The organism is Antiquaquibacter oligotrophicus, from assembly GCF_020535405.1.
Classification (GTDB): domain Bacteria; phylum Actinomycetota; class Actinomycetes; order Actinomycetales; family Microbacteriaceae; genus Rhodoglobus; species Rhodoglobus oligotrophicus.
Genome location: NZ_CP085036.1, coordinates 193481 through 210488, shown reverse-complemented (window position 1 = coordinate 210488; position 17008 = coordinate 193481). Strand labels below are relative to the sequence as shown.

Genomic DNA, 17008 nt, shown 5'->3' with positions numbered 1-17008 from the left:
ACCCGTCACCGAATACCGAGAGGGATCTTCGCAGGATGAGAACCCGACGCAGCCGACTCAGGATCAGCATCGCCGTGCTCGCGATCTTCGCCGTGGTTTCGGTATTTGTGGTGCGGCTCGTCGACATCCAACTGGTTCAGGCGCAGGAGCTCAACGCGGCGGCACTCGAGAAGCGGGCGCAAGAGCTCGTGACCTACGGAGTCCGCGGAAACATTGTCGACACCAACGGAGCCGTACTGGCAGGCTCCGTCGAACGCTACGACATCACGGCATCCCCCCGAAGCGCTCTCGGACGTACGAACGGCGCGGCCGCGGTCACGGCCGAACTCGAATCGATCGCGGCAGTGACCGGACAGAATCCGACAGACCTTCTCGCCGTCCTTACCGAGGATCCGGAATCGGATTTTGTGTACCTCAAGAAGGGTGTTCCACTCGAAGAGTTCCAGAAGGTTCGTGACCTCGACGTGCCGTGGGTGTACTTCGAGCTGCGCCCAAGCCGCACCTACCCGAACGGGGAACTCGCGGGGAATCTCGTCGGATTCCTTGGAACGGATGGCCCGCAAGCAGGTGTCGAGCTGAGCGAGAATGACTGTCTCAAATCCACCAATGGAACGGCGGTCTACGAGAAGGGCGAGGACGGCACCCGTCTTCCGGGCAGCCTCGTGACCACCCAGGAGCCAAAAGATGGCGGGACGCTCAAGCTCACCATCGATCGTGACCTTCAGTTCTACGTCCAACAACGGATGGCCCAGGCCTACAACGAGTTCGGTGCGGAATGGGTCACCGCAGTCGTACAGCGGGTCGACGACGGCCACCTCATGGCCGTTGTCGACTATCCGACCGTCGACCCGAATGATCCGAGCCTCGCGCGCCGCGATGCGCTCGGGTCCCGGGCATTCAGCTGGGCATACGAGCCTGGCTCCACAATGAAGACCCTGACGGCGGCAAGCCTCATCGACGCCGGCGTCGCCGACCCCTACACGCAGGTTATGGCCCCCGGTCGTATCTACCTCTCCGACGGTGGCTACATCAAGGACGCCTGGGCGCACGAGGACACCCCCTACACCTTGACCGGCGCATTGGTGGACTCGTCCAACACCGCGTTCTCCATTCTTTCTGCGGGACTCGACGCGGAGACCCGACGCAACTACATGCTCGCCTTCGGACTCAACCAAGCGACGGAGGTCGGCTTCCTGTCGGAATCCGAGGGTCTCGTCCACGAAACGCAGGACTGGGACGAGCGGACCAACTACACCGTCCAATTCGGGCAGGGCCTCACACTGACGACGGTTCAGCTCGCAAGCGCCTATCAGGCGATTGCCAATGACGGTGTGAGAACCCCCGTTGTCCTCGTTGAAGGATGCGAACAGCCCGATGGCACCGTGACCGACCTGCCGCAGGGGGAGGAGCGCCGTGTCATCTCGGAGGACGCCGCTCGACAGACCCTCGACATGATGGAGAGCATCGTCTCGGTCGGCGGCAACCACGACATGCTCGCAATCCCCGGATACCGCATCGCCGCCAAGAGTGGCACGGCCGAGGTCGCGGAGAACGGCGTCTACGGCGACAAGACCGTGATCTCGTTTGCGGGCATGGCACCGGCCGAGGATCCCCAGTACGTGGTTGCTGTGAGCGCGGGCATCCCCACTAGCATGTATAACTCGACTGCAATCGCCACGACGTTCCACGACGTGATGGCTCAGACGCTGACCACGTTCCGCGTCCCGCCATCGGGGCAGCAGTCACCGTCCCTTCCACTCCACTGGTGAGACGGGGCAAGAACACAGGAGGACCGAGTGCAGGACGGCGATAGTTCCCTTCTCCGTCCCGAGCATCCGATCTCACGCCCACTTTCGACTCTCGTCGAGGAATTCGGGCTCGACGTGCGCGGTGACATCGACGGGGTCGAGGTCACGGGCATCGCCCTCGACAATCGCAAGATCATCCCCGGTGACGTGTTCGTCGGTTTGCGGGGAGCCCACCGCCACGGTGCCGCCCTCGCCTCGGGCGCTCGTGAGCGCGGCGCCGTCGCGGTTCTCACCGATCCGGAGGGTGCGGAGATCGCCGCCGACTCTGGTCTGCCCATTGTGATCGTCGAATCTCCGCGGGAAGCCCTCGGAGACATTTCCGCGTGGGTGTACCGCACGATCGAATCTCCGCCACTACTCCTCGCGGTTACCGGAACCAACGGGAAAACGAGTGTTTCCTACCTGCTCCACGGCATCCTCGGTCAATTGGGGCTCGTTGCGGGGCTCTCGACTACCGCCGAGCGCGCTATCGGGTCGACGGCCATCACGAGCGAACTCACGACACCGGAGGCGACTGAAGTTCACGGACTTCTCGCGCGCATGCGGGAGAACGAAGTCCGCGCCGTCACGATCGAAGTCAGCGCGCAAGCTCTCACGCGGCGCAGGGTTGACGGCATCGTGTTTGATGTTGCGGCATTTCTGAACCTCAGTCGCGACCATTTCGATGACTACGCGGACATGGAAGAGTACTTCGCGGCCAAACTTCCGCTGTTCTCTCCCGACCGGGCGAAACGCGCCGTGGTGTCCCTCGACTCCGAGTGGGGCCACCGTGTCGTCGATGAATGTCACATCCCCGTCACCACCGTGACATCGCTCCCCAATGTCGATGCCGATTGGACGGTGACGGTACTTCAGGAGCGGGTGGACGGCACGGAGTTCGAGCTCACCGGGCCATCGGGACGCAGCATCCGGACGAGTGTCGGGGTTATTGGGCACCACATGGCGGCCAATGCGGCTGTCGCTATCGTCATGCTTGTCGAGGCGGGTTTCGACCTCGACGCTATCGGGCACGTTCTCGATCGCGATGGGGAGATCGTGACTCGTATTCCCGGTCGCGTCGAGCGAGTCTCCGAGAGCAGAGGCCCCGCCCTCTTCGTCGACTACGGTCACAGTCCGGACGCCTTTACCGTCACGCTCGACGCGGTACGGCGCGTAGTTGAAGGCCGCATCATTATGGTTTTCGGGGCGGATGGCGATCGGGACTCCGGAAAGAGACACGAGATGGGCCGCATCGCGTCCGAAGGCGCAGATGTCCTCGTCGTGACCGACTACAACCCGCGTTTCGAAGACCCGGCATCAATCCGCTCGGTGCTCCTTGAGGGAGCCCGCTCCGCGCACGATCCGGCCGAGATCCACGAGGTGGAGGCGCCGGGCAAGGCCATTCGACTCGCCGTGAGCCTCGCGGGCGAAAACGATGCGGTCCTGTGGGCTGGCCCGGGGCATGAGGACCATATCGACATCCGCGGTGAGAAAGTCCCGTTCGATGCACGAGAAGAGGCGCGACTGGCGCTCAGGGAAGCGGGTTGGTCGTGATCGAACTCACGATGCAGGATCTCTCAGACATCGTCGGCGGCCAGTTGGTTCTTGCCGACGCGGATTCTGCGGACTCGACTATCTCGGGGGAGGTGCACACCGACTCTCGTAAGGTCACGCCGGGCGCACTGTTCTTCGCACTCCCCGGTGAGAGCACGGACGGTCACCTCTTCGTCGGTGCAGCGGCGGAACTCGGGGCCTCGGCGGCCGTCGTCGAGCGAGCGGTGGATGTCGCGATCACTCAGATCGTGGTACCGGATGGTGTCGCGGCGCTGGCGACGCTCGCTCGCGAGGTCGTTGCGCGTGTCCGGGGTCGGGGGCGACTTAAAGTGGTCGCCGTCACGGGATCGAACGGCAAAACGACAACCAAGAACATGCTGCGGGCCATCCTCGAACAGGAGGGCCCCACCGTCGCACCCTTCGGCTCCTTTAACAACCACGTCGGCGCGCCAATCTCGATGCTCGGTGTGGATGACGACACCGAGTACCTCGTGGTCGAGATGGGGGCCAGTGCTATCGGCGAGATCGCGTCTCTCATTCGCATCGTGACGCCCGATGTCGGGATCGTTCTGAAGGTCGGCCTTGCCCACGTCGGCGAGTTCGGGGGACCGGATGCCGTGGAGACCGCAAAGTCCGAGATGGTCACCGATTTGCCCGAGACCGCCGTTGCCGTGCTGAACATCGACGACCCGCGCGTTGTCCGTATGGCCGACAAAACTCGTGCGTCGGTCGTGTGGTTTGGACTGGATGATCGCGCTGAGGTTCGGGCGACGGATGTCGTCGGCTCGGCATCCGGCACTTCCTTCACCCTCCTCGTCGATGAGACCTCGATCCCCGTCGACCTGCGCATTCTCGGCGAGCACCACGCGATGAATGCCCTTGCCGCGATCGCAGCGACTCGAGCACTCGGCGTCCCTCCTGAGCGCGCGGTGGCGGCGCTCGGGGGACTTGCCAAGGCCGCTCGGTGGCGAATGGAGGTGCAGCCACGGGAGGACGGTGTCGTCGTCATCAATGACGCGTACAACGCGAGCCCCGACTCGATGGCAGCTGCCCTCAAGACCCTCGCGCAGGTGACGGCACCCGACCAGCGATCGGTCGCCGTCCTCGGCGAGATGGCAGAGTTGGGTGAATTCTCGGACGAGGAGCACGATCGCATCGGTCGACTCGTCGTTCGTCTCAACATTCGAAAGCTCGTGGTCGTCGGGCATGCTGCTCGACACATTCACAACGCGGCCGGTCTCGAGGGTTCGTGGGACGGAGAGTCGGTCCTCGTCGCTGACGCCGATGAGGCCTACGATGTGCTTCGTGAGGAACTCCGTCCCGGGGATGTTGTGCTTGTGAAGTCGTCTGGCTCGGCTGGGCTTCGATTCCTCGGCGACCGGGTGGCAGGAGTCGACGGATGATCGCACTCCTCATCGCCGGAGCTTTCGCCCTCGCGTTCACGCTCTTTTTGACTCCCGTTTTTATCAAGCTGTTCGTCCGCCTCAAGTGGGGACAGTTCATCCGCGACGACGGACCGCAGTCGCACCACACAAAACGCGGCACGCCGACGATGGGCGGGATCGTCTTCATCCTCGGTGCCACGCTCGGCTATTTTGTGGGGCACTGGGTCGTCGGGGATGTTCCCGGGATCTCGGGCCTGCTCGTGATCTACCTCATGGTGGGACTCGGCTTGATCGGGTTCATCGATGACTTCCTGAAGACACGCAAGCAGCAGAGCCTCGGCCTTGGCGGGTGGTCCAAGGTCCTCGGACAGGTCATCGTCGCTGCGGGATTCGCGGCGTTGGCGCTGAACTTTCCCGATGCGAACGGCCTGACTCCGGCCTCGACGATGATTTCGGTTATCCGTGACATCCAATGGCTCGATTTCGCGGTGTTCGGTAGCTTCACGGCGATCCTGTTCGCGGTGTGGGTCACGCTCATTATCGTGAGCGCGTCGAACGGCGTGAACGTTGCCGATGGCCTCGATGGCCTCGCATCCGGAGCTGCCATCTTCGCCATCTCGTCGTACATCTTCATCGGCTTCTGGCAGTTCAACCAGTCCTGCAGCAACCCGTCGATCGACCCGGACCTGCTGTACAAGTGTTACGACGTGCGCGACCCCCTCGACCTCGCCGTCATCGCCGCGGCGATCGCGGGTGGCCTCATCGGCTTCCTCTGGTGGAACACGTCTCCCGCCCAGATCTTCATGGGTGACACCGGTGCTCTCGGTCTCGGCGGTGCGTTGGCCGGCTTGGCAATCCTCAGCCGCACCGAACTGCTCCTCGTCCTCATCGGTGGGCTCTTCCTCGTCGTCACGGGCTCGGTGATCCTGCAGCGGGCGTACTTCAAGATCTCCGGCGGTAAACGAATCTTCCTGATGAGTCCCCTCCACCACCACTTCGAACTCAAAGGTTGGGCCGAAGTCACGGTGGTTGTGCGTTTTTGGCTTATCTCCGCCCTCTTTGTTGCGGTGGGTGTAGGACTCTTCTACGTGGAATGGGTCAATCAGTAAGTGCGAGACCTGGACTCACTCGATAGCTGGCATTCCGATTGGACCGGACTGCGTGTCGCCGTTCTCGGCCTCGGCTCGACCGGTTTCTCGGTTGCCGACACCCTGATCGAACTCGGCGCCACGGTTGTTGTTGTCGCTGCTTCAGCGACGGACGAGCGAGTCGAATTGCTGTCCGTTATCGGTGGCACCCTCATCCTCCAGTCCGACTCCACGGTGGTCCCGCGAGAGCTGACAGCGTTCGAGCCAGAGCTCGTTGTCGTCTCGCCGGGTTATGCACCCGATCACACCCTCGTGCGGTGGGCCCAGAGTGCGAGCATCCCACTCTGGGGTGACATCGAACTCGCGTGGCGGCTCCGGGACAAGGTTTCGCCGCCCGCCGAGTGGATCCTCGTGACCGGAACCAATGGAAAAACGACCACGACCCAACTCGCGGCCCATCTCCTCGGTGCTTCCGGCCGCCGTGCGGCCGCCGTCGGCAACATCGGCATTCCCGTGCTGGATGCTGTGCGTTATCCCGCTGGCTTCGACGTGCTCGTCGTGGAACTCTCGAGTTTTCAATTGCACTGGATGCCGCGAACCGGGGTCGGCGCGGTGCATCCTCTGGCCTCCGTGTGTCTCAACGTCGCCGACGATCACCTCGACTGGCACGGAAGTTTCGACGCCTATGCCGAGACGAAGGGAACCGTGTACGCGAACACACGGGTGGCGTGTGTCTACAACCTCGCGGACGAGACGACGATGCGCCTCGTGGAGGACGCGGAGGTGGAGGAAGGCTGCAGAGCGATCGGCTTCGGGCTCGGTTCTCCCGGACCGAGCGATGTGGGAATCGTCGACGGCATCCTCGTCGATCGGGCATTCCATGACGAACGACACCGCTCCGCGTTCGAGCTCTCGACGATCGACGAGCTCCGGCAGGTTGGCCTGGCCTCGCCACACATGGCTGCAAACGTGCTCGCTGCCTCAGCACTCGTTCGGGCGGCCGGTGTGGCACCCGAGGACGTCCACGATGGCCTCCTGAGTTTTGAGGTCGATCACCACCGTATGGAAACCGTCTCATCGTTCGATGGTGTGGTGTGGGTCGATGACTCGAAGGCGACCAATCCCCACGCAGCGAACGCGTCACTGACGTCGTTCAGTTCGGTCGTCTGGATCGTCGGGGGGCTCCTCAAGGGGGTCGACCTCAGCCCGCTCGTGACGGCACACGTCGCGCGTCTGCGATCGGTGGTGGTGATCGGTGAGGACCGCCAGGATGTCGTGGCGGCATTCCAGCGACACGCGCCCGACGTGCCCCTGTTCCAGGTGGTTGCGGATGACACTGATGAGGTGATGCCGCAAGCGGTGCGGCTTGCAGCCGACGTCGCCCGCGATGGCGATGTGGTGCTGCTGGCGCCGGCAGCGGCATCCATGGATCAGTTCAAGGACTACGCGGATCGTGGCACACGGTTCGCGGAAGCAGTGCGACACCATGCTGGAGGTGCGGGAGATGACAACAACCCGCCATCCGGCGAACAAGGGTCGTCAGACACCCCCACCTGATCGAGGACGGCCTGCCACTGTCCGCGTGCCGGTCATGAGCCTCTTTGCCGCGGAGAACCGCACCTACTTCCTCCTTCTCGGAACCACCCTCTTCCTTGTGGTCTTCGGACTGGTGATGGTCCTGTCGGCATCGTTTGTCGTCGAGATCTCCGCGGATGCGAGTCCGTTCGGTGTGTTCCTCCGGCAGTCCCTCTACGCGATCATCGGCATCCCCCTCATGTTGGTCGCCTCACGAATGCCGCCGCGCTTCTGGAAGCGCTGGGCGTGGCCCGCGCTGCTCATCGGTGGTGCGCTGCAGCTACTGGTTTTTGTGCCAGGAATCGGCTGGGGGTATGGCGGAAACCAGAACTGGATCTCCATCGCAGGCTTCAACGCTCAGCCGTCTGAGTTCGTCAAAGTCGCACTGATCGTGTGGATTGCCTGGGTGCTCTCGACCAAGCAGGAGCTCCTGGGGGACTGGAAACACGTCGCTCTGCCGATTGCCCCTATTGCGGGTATCGCAATCCTGTTCGTGTTGATCGGCAATGATCTCGGCACCGCGATGATCATGGTGCTCATCGTGCTCGGGACCCTGTTTTTCGCGGGGGTCAAACTTCGTTTCCTCGCGATTTCCGTTGTCGGAATTGCGCTTCTCGGCGTCGCCTTCGCTATGGCGAGTTCCTCGCGAAGCTCGCGCATCAGCACGTGGTTGAACGGATGCGGCGAGCAGGACTACTCGGGCAGCTGCTGGCAGGTGCTCCACGGAACGTGGGCACTGGCCAACGGGGGACTCACCGGGGTGGGACTCGGAAACTCCAAGGCGAGTTGGAACTGGCTTCCGCACGCCGAGAGTGACTTCATCTTCGCGATCATCGGTGAGGAACTGGGCCTCGTCGGAGCGGTCGTAGTGCTCGCACTCTTCGTTGTACTCGCGATCGCGTTCGTCCGTGTCATCCGCGGAACGAAGGATTCCTTCGCGAGGATCGTCACGGCGGGTGTCATGGTGTGGGTGATCGGCCAGGCATTCGTCAATATTGCTGTCGTTCTGGGTGTTCTGCCGGTGCTCGGTGTTCCGCTGCCGCTGATATCCGCCGGTGGTTCAGCGCTCCTGGCGAACCTGCTGGGAATCGGAATCGTGCTGTCGTTCGCCCGGCATCGCGAACCGGACCGCGACCCATCGTTCGTCGAGCCAGCATTCGGTTCGAGACTCATTCCCGACGGCCTGCCAAAGAGACGAGGTTGACCGTCCCGTGACCACCTATCTCCTTGCGGGCGGCGGAACAGCGGGACACGTCAATCCGCTTCTCGCTGTCGCCGACCGGATCCGTGAGCGCGAACCCGAATCGACGATCCTCGTGCTTGGCACACGGGAGGGGCTCGAGTCGAGACTCGTGCCGGAGCGCGGGTACGAGCTCCTGACCATCGAGCGTTTGCCGTTCCCGCGCCGACCGGGGCGGGCGGCCCTGAGTTTCCCGAGGCGCTTGCGGGCGGCCGTCGACGATGTTCGCGCCATTCTCCGGGATCGTGCCGTCGACGTGGTCGTGGGATTCGGGGGTTATGCCTCGGCTCCTGCCTATCTCGCGGCGCGAGCCGAGCGAGTGCCACTGTCCCTCCACGAGGCTAACGCTCGGCCGGGTATCGCCAATCGGCTCGGAGCCCGCTTCGCGTCGACCGTCGGAGTGGCCTTCAGGGGCACACCATTGCCGAACGCCACCTGGGTGGGTATGCCCCTGCGCCGAGAGATCGAGAGGCTCGACCGTTTCGCAGCTAGGGCAGAGGCTCGTGAGTTCTTCGGTCTGGACGAGCGTCCGACCCTTCTCGTTACGGGAGGGTCATCGGGCGCTCTCAGAATCAACGAGACAGTGTCGGAGGCCATCGCCCTGATCCTTGGGGCCGGCTGGCAGGTCATCCATGTCACGGGTGAATACCGTGACGAACTGAAGGACCCCGGACTGCCCGGATATCGTGTGCTCAAGTACTGCGACCGGATGGAGCTCGCCCTCGCGGTTGCCGATCTGTCTCTATCGCGCTCGGGCACGTCAACGGTTGCTGAGCTGACCGCACTCGGCATCCCCGCTGTGTTCGTGCCCTACGCGTCGGGAAATGGTGAGCAGCGGATGAACGCCCGCGAGTCGCTGGAGGTCGGCGGGGCGATCGTTGTTCGCGACGCTGACTTCACGCCGCGTTGGGTCGCCGACGAGCTCGTGCCTCTCCTCGGTGATCGTGCTCGGATCGCGGACATGGCAGCGCGTATTGCCACAGTCGGCGCGATCGATGGGACGGATCGAATGATCGACATCATCCACGAGGCCCGTTCGTCGGGTTCCTCGGTTCACGACGGGTAGCATCGAGCGCGATGATCAAACCGGACCTCTCTCTGCCCCTTCCCGCCGACCTCGGAGCCGTTCATTTCGTCGGGATCGGTGGATCCGGGATGAGCGGCATCGCTCGGCTCTTCCTTGCCGCCGACCATACGGTCTCGGGCTCCGATCGCACGGAGAATCACAACACCGAGCAGTTGCGCGAGCTAGGTGCAACCGTCTCCATCGGGCACTCGGCCTCGAACCCGGGTCTCGCGCAGGCGGATGCCCTCGTGTACACCGGGGCTCTGTGGCCCGACAACCCCGAATATCTCGCGGCGGTCGAGAGGGGCATCCCCGTCCTTCATCGCTCGCAGGCCCTCGCCTGGCTGATCAACCGCGCGCGATTGGTCGCTGTGGCGGGAGCGCACGGAAAAACGACGTCGACGGGCATGATCATCACGGCCCTTCTCGAGCTTGGTGCCGATCCGAGCTTCGTCAACGGCGGCGTCATCCAGTCCCTGGGGGTTAGCTCCGCCTTCGGCTCGGGTGAGCTTTTTGTTGTCGAGGCGGATGAGTCGGATGGCTCGTTCCTGTTGTACGACACCGCGGTCGCACTCATCACTAACGTCGACGCCGACCACCTCGACCACTACGGGGATCACGACGCCTTCGATGCGGCTTTCGTCACGTTCGCTAACCGTGCCTCGGAACTTGTGGTGATCTCGTCGGATGACGCGGGAGCGCGTCGTGTCACGACTCGTCTGGAGCACAAACGGGTTGTGACCTTCGGTGAGGACGAGAGCGCGGACGTGCGCGTCTCGAATATCAGCACCTCTGGCCCTGTGGCCTTTTCGGTGACCTACGAGGGTGTGCAGTACAACGCCACCTTGCGCGTGCCGGGGCGGCACAATGCCATCAACGCGGCAGGGGCCTTCGCCGTCCTCGTGGGCTTGGGGTTCGATCCGAAGGCCTCGCTTGCGGGTATCGGCTCTTTTGGCGGCACCGAACGCCGCTTCGAGCTGCATGGAACGGTTCGCGGGGTCAGCGTCTACGATGACTACGCTCATCACCCGACCGAGGTTGCTGCCGCTCTGAGCGGAGCTAGATCGGTGCTCGGCGAGGGGCGTCTCATCGCCATCCATCAGCCACACCTGTACAGCCGGACGCAGGCGATGGCAGGCGAATTCGCAGAGACGTACGAGGCTCTTGCCGATCACACGATCGTTCTCGACGTTTATGGCGCACGGGAGGACCCCGTCCCCGGTGTCACCGGTGCGCTCGTCTCGGAGCGTTTCGCCGACCCCTCGCGTGTCGACTACCTCCCGGACTGGGATGACGCAGCACGGAGAGCGGCCGCAATCGCCCGCCCCGGGGATCTGATCATGACGTTGTCCTGCGGCGACGTGTACCGCATCGTGCCACAAGTGCTTGACGCACTCGAGGCACCTCTCGAGAGCTGACGTGAAGCGACCAGAGGGGTTCGACGCGTCGCGGCCGGAGCCTGCTCGCCCGGCGAAGCCCGCTCGCTCGCCGAAATCCCGTGGCGCGGCTCCTCACGCGGCGCCGAAAGCGGCACAGAAGACGACACCCGAGCCGCGTGTCACGTCTCCCCGAACCAAGCCTCAACGGGATGCATCGGTCATCACCCCGACCACGCAGCGTCTCCCACGTGCATCCCGTTCCGTACGACCCGACGCTGCGGCGCGTGCAGAATTGCGCCGCGCCGCCCGTGATCGTCGCAAGGCGGAGCGGGCAGAGGTCCGTCGCTTCACGCGACGAAGCCGTAATCGAAAGATTGGATTGATCGCCGCGGGTGGTGTCGTGGTCACTCTCGCGGGGCTTGTCGTCACGGCTGTCTTCTCGCCTCTTCTCGCCCTGCGTGAGATCCGAGTCGAGGGTGCCTCCCGCGTCAATCCCGCCGATATCGTCGCTGCTCTCGATGATCAGCTCGGCACTCCGCTCGCCTTGCTCGACACGGGCACGATCGAGCGAGAGCTCTCGGCGTTTCCACTCGTGCGTAGCTACATCACGCAGACGATCCCGCCTGGCACCCTGGTCGTGACACTTTCCGAACGCCAACCGGCCGCGGTGATCAGCACGGGGTCGGGTTTCGCACTCGTCGACCCCGCCGGTGTTGTGCTCCAGGAGTCGACCGAGAGGATCGCGGGTGTTCCGCTTGTCGATCTCGGGGGAGCGGATGCCCGTTCTCCACGATTCCGCGCCGCCGTCGATGTGCTTCTCGCCCTGCCGCCAGATCTCCTGGCTCGGGTCGATTCGGTGACCGCACACACGCAGGACGACGTGAGCCTTGTGCTGAGCGGGGTCGGGCAGCGTGTTGCGTGGGGTGCCGCTGATGATTCGGCTCGCAAGGCGGCGCTACTTGAAGCGCTCATCTCGGTGACCGACCCGAATCAGGCGGGGGAGTTCGATGTCTCCGCCCCGACGAACGGTGTATTCCGCCCGGCGTAGCGCGCGATTCACGACACGCGGCATGGCGTACCGCCGACCGGGCGTACCCCGACTTAGCCTCGTTGCAGATCATCATAGTGAGTAAAACTTTTATCCTCAAGTAGAGGTTGAAGGTTTGCTCCACTCACGAGCAAGCGGAGGCCGGACGTGACGTCAAACCAGAACTACCTGGCGGTAATCAAGGTCGTCGGCATCGGCGGCGGCGGAGTTAATGCGGTCAACCGCATGATCGAACTCGGCTTGCGAGGTGTCGAATTCATCGCAATTAACACCGATGCTCAAGCGCTGCTCATGAGCGACGCTGACGTCAAGCTCGACGTTGGTCGTGAGTTGACGCGCGGACTCGGAGCAGGGGCGGACCCCGAAGTGGGTCGGCGCGCAGCCGAAGATCACGCCGAGGAGATCGAGGAAGCCCTCGCCGGGGCCGACATGGTTTTTGTTACCGCTGGCGAAGGTGGTGGCACGGGTACGGGTGGTGCTCCTGTTGTCGCTCGCATCGCCAAGTCCATTGGTGCGCTCACGATCGGTGTAGTGACCAAGCCGTTCGGCTTCGAAGGCAAGCGACGCTCCGCCCAGGCGGAACTCGGAGTGGCAACCCTCAAGAACGAAGTCGACACGCTCATCGTCGTTCCCAACGATCGCCTCCTCGAGATCAGCGACCGGGGCATCAGCATGCTCGAGGCGTTCTCCACGGCCGACCAGGTACTGCTCGCCGGTGTCCAGGGAATCACTGACCTCATTACGACCCCCGGCCTCATCAACCTCGACTTCGCCGACGTCAAGTCGGTCATGCTCGGTGCCGGATCGGCTCTCATGGGCATCGGTTCGGCGCGGGGAGCCGATCGGGCGATCAAGGCAGCCGAAATCGCGGTCGCGTCACCCCTTCTTGAGGCCTCCATCGACGGCGCCCACGGTGTGCTCCTGTCAGTCCAGGGAGGCTCCAACCTCGGCATCTTCGAGATCAACGACGCTGCACGCCTGGTGCAGGAAGCCGTGCATCCCGAGGCGAACATCATCTTCGGCGCTGTCATCGACGACACTCTCGGCGACGAGGTTCGTGTCACGGTGATCGCCGCCGGGTTCGACGGTGGAGAGCCTGCTCCCAAGCCGGTGGAATCGCGCCGGAGCAACTATGTCGTGCCCGAGGGGGAGCCCACCGCCGCCGTCACTGCGGATGCCGCGGAGGAGTCCACGTGGACCCCCGAGCCGAGCCTCGTCCACACCGCGCCCATCGACAGGGGTGCGTTCGACGACGACGATGCCGACCTCGACGTTCCTGACTTCCTGAAATAGGGAGCACTCGTCGCAGATGGAGACACCCGAGTCCGACTCTGTACGGGATCGTCTCGCGATTGTTCGCGAGCGTGTCGACGCGGCACTACGCACGGCCGGTCGATCGCCGGACGACGTCACGACCATCGTGGTAACGAAGTTCCATCCGGCGTCCCTCGTCCGTGAGCTGTTCCATGAGGGCGTGCGAAATGTCGGGGAGAGTCGGCACCAGGAAGCCGAACTCAAAGTGGCCGAACTCTCTGATCTCGATCTCACCTGGCACTTTGTTGGGCAACTTCAGTCCAAGAAGGCACGCAAAGTGCGAGAGTACGCACGCGTCATCCACGCTGTCGATAGGGAGTCCCTCGTGGCTTCGCTCGGCGGGGCGGGCAATCCGGTCGATGTGTTTCTCCAGGTCAATCTGACCGACGATCCCGCTCGAGGCGGCGTTCAGCCCGCAGAGGTCGGTAGGCTTGCCGATCGGATCGAGTCCACCCCCGGATTGACCCTTCAGGGGCTTATGGCCGTTGCACCGCTGGACGCTGAGCCTCGCCGGTCCTTCGCGCTCGTACGAGAGCTCTCTGAGCGGCTGCAGCGCGAGCATCCGAATGCCGTCAACCTGTCGATGGGTATGTCGGGGGATTTCGAGGAGGCCATCCTCGAAGGCGCGACACACCTACGCATAGGCACGGCAATCACGGGCAATCGCCCGGCCATTGGTTAATCTCGACACACGAGCCACACATTCGGAGGACACGATGGCAAACCCGCTGCGCAAGACCATGGTCTATCTCGGCCTCGCCGACGAGGACTACGAGTACGAGCAGGAAGGCCCTGTCGGTCCTGCTGCTCCCGTTGCGCCCGCGTCGTCGAGCCCGTCCGCGGCCCGTGCGCAGGTGACGCCTCTCCGCCGCGCCTCGCGGTCCGCTGCACCGGAGATGAACGAGATCCTCACGGTCCGTCCGCGTCAGTACAAGGATGCCCAGCTCATCGCTGAGAACTACCGTGAGGGCATCCCTGTCATCATCGATCTGACTCAGATGAGCGAGCAGGATGCCCGTCGTCTTATCGATTTCGCGAGTGGTCTCTCGCAGGGGCTCTATGGCAAGATCGAGCGGGTCACGAGCAAGGTTTTTCTCCTCTCACCGTCCTACGTGGAGGTGCGCGGCGACCACTCCGAGGTCGACGCGGACGTCGACGCATCGTTTTTCGCGCAGGGTTAACACCTCGCGCAGCTGACGTCGACTGACGGCGGATACGCTGTCCGGGTGCCCTTCTTCGTTTCGCTCGTCGCCACCGTTATCTACGTGGCACTCGTCGTTTTCTTCATTCTCATGTGGGGGCGATTTGTGCTCGACCTCGCGCGCATGCTGGCCCGCCAGTGGCGACCGAAGGGTCTCGTGCTCGTCCTCGCGGAGTTCGCCTACCTGGTGACGGATCCGCCCATCAGGCTCGTCCGACGGGTTATTCCGCCATTGCGGATCGGTGGTGCAGCGCTCGATTTCGCCTGGAGCATCGTGATGCTCGTTGTGATCATCCTGATGTCGATCACTCTGGGCTTCATGAACTAGGGCACATCGCGGTACCCTGGAAAGCCGATTGAGCGATCGCCCACCGGTGTAGAGTGTGGTGCTTAGCTAAACGTTAAGTAGACGTTGAAAGAAAGTCCTAGAGGTTCACCAATGGCTCTTACTCCTGAAGATGTAGTCAACAAGCGGTTCCAGCCCACGAAGTTCCGCGAGGGCTACGACCAGGATGAGGTGGATGACTTCCTCGATGAGGTCGTTGTAGAACTGCGCCGTCTGAACCAGGAGAACGACGAGCTTCGCCAGCGCCTGGTTGCCAGCGACTCCCGCATCAATGAGCTTCAGCGCCAGGCTCAGCAGCCGTCGTTCGCCCAGCCCGAGCCGGCTGTTGCGGCACCGGTGCCCGCTCCTGTTGCCGCCCCTGCGCCTGCGCCGGCCGCGTTCCCGCAGGCCGATGCCGCGTCCATGGATCCGGGTAACACCAACAACCTGCTCCAGCTTGCGCGTCGCCTCCACGAGGAGCACGTGCGCGAAGGTGTCGAAAAGCGTGACGCTCTCATCGCCGAAGGTCACGCGACCGCGGCGCGGATCGTCTCCGAGGCCGAATCCCGCCAGCGTGCCGAGCTCAGTTCGCTCGAGCAGGAGCGCACGTCCCTCGAGACGCGTATCGAGGAACTTCGCACCTTCGAGCGCGAGTACCGTCAGAAGCTTCGCGGCTACATCGAGGGCCAGCTGCGGGACCTCGACTCGTCGAGCGAACTGAGCGCGGCACCCACGCCAGCTCCGGTAGCTGCTCCGGCGGCGCCCGCTCCCGTCGAGGCCCAGGCCGAGCCGGCAGCTCCCCAGTACGCGGCCCCTGCCCCGCAGTACAGCGCTCCGCAGTTCCCGCCGGCACCTGCAGCGCAGCCCACCGACTACACGGGCGGGTTCACCCAGAACTAACCATCGAAGCGGCGGCAGGGACGATCGAGCTCACGGGCTCTCGAGTTCCTGCCGCCGCTTCTTTGTGCTCATAACGACCTCGAGAGGACCAGCCAGACAATGGAACGCCGTAGCCTACCCGTGCCCGATGGGCTCGCGGGCGAGCGCGCTGATGCAGCGCTGGCTCGGCTTCTCGGTTTATCGCGAACCTTCGCTGCCGACATCGTCGGCCAGGGTGGCGCGAGTCTCGATGGCCGTGTGCTCGGCAAGTCGGATCGGCTCGTCGCGGGCGGCCACCTCGAGGTCGAATGGGAGAGCAAGTCGGAGCCCGCCGTTGTCGCCACCCAGGTCCCAGGCTTCGGAATCGTCTATGACGACGAGGACATCGTTGTGGTGGACAAGCCTGCCGGTGTCGCTGCTCACCCGAGCATCGGTTGGGATGGTCCGACCGTGCTGGGAGCGCTGGCGGGGGCGGGATACACCATTGCCACGACCGGCGCGGCGGAACGTCAGGGGATCGTCCACCGTCTGGATGTCGGCACAAGCGGACTGATGGTGGTTGCCAAGAGCGAGCGAGCGTACACCGCGCTCAAACGCGCGTTCCACGACCGCGAGGTGGAGAAGATCTATCACGCCGTTGTGCAGGGGCACCCGGATCCCACCGCGGGAACGATCGACGCCCCCCTCGGGCGACACCCCGGTGCCAGCTGGAAGTTTGCTGTCGTGTCCGACGGTAAACCGAGCGTCACCCACTACGAGACCCTCGAGGCGTTCCCCGCCGCCACCTTGCTCGAGATTCAACTCGAGACCGGGCGAACCCATCAGATTCGCGTTCATATGGCCGCCCAGCGGCATCCGTGTGTGGGAGATGCCATGTACGGCGCCGACCCCACACTCTCGGCGCGCCTGGGGCTTACTCGCCAGTGGTTGCACGCGCGTCGGCTTGGATTCGAGCATCCGACTACGGGGGAGATTGTCGTCTTCGAATCGCCCTATCCCGCTGACCTTCAAGCGGCGCTTGATACGCTCCGAGACGACTAGGGCGCGTCAGAAGAAAGCTCGCCACGGGTCGGTTTAGGCTGGATTCCCGTCCTCGATCCGGAGTGCCAGTGCCCTCGTCAGTGCCTTCTGCCAGCGACTCGTTTGTGCACCTCCACGTACATAGCG

At 63.8% G+C, this 17008-nt stretch carries 15 protein-coding genes; all 15 read left to right on the top strand.

Going from position 1 to position 17008, the window contains the following annotated elements; genetic code table 11:
* The first annotated feature begins 35 nt into the window (after positions 1 to 35).
* The gene (locus tag LH407_RS01005; protein ID WP_322133151.1) at positions 36 to 1769 is read left to right on the top strand and encodes a peptidoglycan D,D-transpeptidase FtsI family protein; all 1734 of its coding nucleotides are present in this window, start codon (positions 36 to 38) and stop codon (positions 1767 to 1769) included.
* A 27-nt stretch (positions 1770 to 1796) separates the two neighbouring features.
* A complete protein-coding gene (locus tag LH407_RS01000; RefSeq protein WP_322133152.1) occupies positions 1797 to 3341 on the top strand; it encodes a Mur ligase family protein in 1545 nt (514 codons plus the stop codon).
* Complete coding sequence (locus tag LH407_RS00995) at positions 3338 to 4744, top strand: UDP-N-acetylmuramoyl-tripeptide--D-alanyl-D-alanine ligase (protein WP_322133153.1); 1407 nt, start codon at positions 3338 to 3340, stop codon at positions 4742 to 4744. The genes LH407_RS01000 and LH407_RS00995 overlap by 4 nt, the downstream gene beginning before the upstream one ends.
* The gene (mraY, locus tag LH407_RS00990; RefSeq protein WP_322133154.1) at positions 4741 to 5835 is read left to right on the top strand and encodes a phospho-N-acetylmuramoyl-pentapeptide-transferase; all 1095 of its coding nucleotides are present in this window, start codon (positions 4741 to 4743) and stop codon (positions 5833 to 5835) included. Before LH407_RS00995 ends, mraY begins: the two co-directional genes overlap by 4 nt.
* On the top strand, positions 5836 to 7371 hold the full coding sequence (gene murD, locus LH407_RS00985) for a UDP-N-acetylmuramoyl-L-alanine--D-glutamate ligase (protein WP_322133155.1): 1536 nt from the start codon (positions 5836 to 5838) through the stop codon (positions 7369 to 7371).
* 34 nt (positions 7372 to 7405) lie between these two features.
* On the top strand, positions 7406 to 8593 hold the full coding sequence (gene ftsW / locus LH407_RS00980; RefSeq protein ID WP_322133156.1) for a putative lipid II flippase FtsW: 1188 nt from the start codon (positions 7406 to 7408) through the stop codon (positions 8591 to 8593).
* Positions 8594 to 8600: 7 nt separating this feature from the next.
* A complete protein-coding gene (gene murG / locus LH407_RS00975; protein WP_322133157.1) occupies positions 8601 to 9695 on the top strand; it encodes an undecaprenyldiphospho-muramoylpentapeptide beta-N-acetylglucosaminyltransferase in 1095 nt (364 codons plus the stop codon).
* 11 nt (positions 9696 to 9706) lie between these two features.
* Positions 9707 to 11113 (top strand): UDP-N-acetylmuramate--L-alanine ligase, encoded by a 1407-nt coding sequence (murC, locus tag LH407_RS00970; RefSeq protein WP_322133158.1) that lies wholly within the window; start codon positions 9707 to 9709, stop codon positions 11111 to 11113.
* Between the two features lies 1 nt (position 11114).
* The gene (locus tag LH407_RS00965) at positions 11115 to 12122 is read left to right on the top strand and encodes an FtsQ-type POTRA domain-containing protein (RefSeq protein WP_322133159.1); all 1008 of its coding nucleotides are present in this window, start codon (positions 11115 to 11117) and stop codon (positions 12120 to 12122) included.
* 147 nt (positions 12123 to 12269) lie between these two features.
* Positions 12270 to 13415, top strand: coding sequence for a cell division protein FtsZ (ftsZ, locus tag LH407_RS00960; protein ID WP_322133160.1), 1146 nt, complete (start codon positions 12270 to 12272; stop codon positions 13413 to 13415).
* Positions 13416 to 13431: 16 nt separating this feature from the next.
* Complete coding sequence (locus tag LH407_RS00955; RefSeq protein ID WP_322133161.1) at positions 13432 to 14118, top strand: YggS family pyridoxal phosphate-dependent enzyme; 687 nt, start codon at positions 13432 to 13434, stop codon at positions 14116 to 14118.
* A 34-nt stretch (positions 14119 to 14152) separates the two neighbouring features.
* The gene (locus LH407_RS00950; RefSeq protein WP_322133162.1) at positions 14153 to 14617 is read left to right on the top strand and encodes a cell division protein SepF; all 465 of its coding nucleotides are present in this window, start codon (positions 14153 to 14155) and stop codon (positions 14615 to 14617) included.
* Between the two features lie 45 nt (positions 14618 to 14662).
* The gene (locus LH407_RS00945; RefSeq protein WP_322133163.1) at positions 14663 to 14965 is read left to right on the top strand and encodes a YggT family protein; all 303 of its coding nucleotides are present in this window, start codon (positions 14663 to 14665) and stop codon (positions 14963 to 14965) included.
* 111 nt (positions 14966 to 15076) lie between these two features.
* Positions 15077 to 15862, top strand: coding sequence for a DivIVA domain-containing protein (locus tag LH407_RS00940; RefSeq protein ID WP_322133164.1), 786 nt, complete (start codon positions 15077 to 15079; stop codon positions 15860 to 15862).
* 99 nt (positions 15863 to 15961) lie between these two features.
* On the top strand, positions 15962 to 16882 hold the full coding sequence (locus LH407_RS00935) for an RluA family pseudouridine synthase (RefSeq protein WP_322133165.1): 921 nt from the start codon (positions 15962 to 15964) through the stop codon (positions 16880 to 16882).
* Positions 16883 to 17008 lie beyond the last annotated feature (126 nt).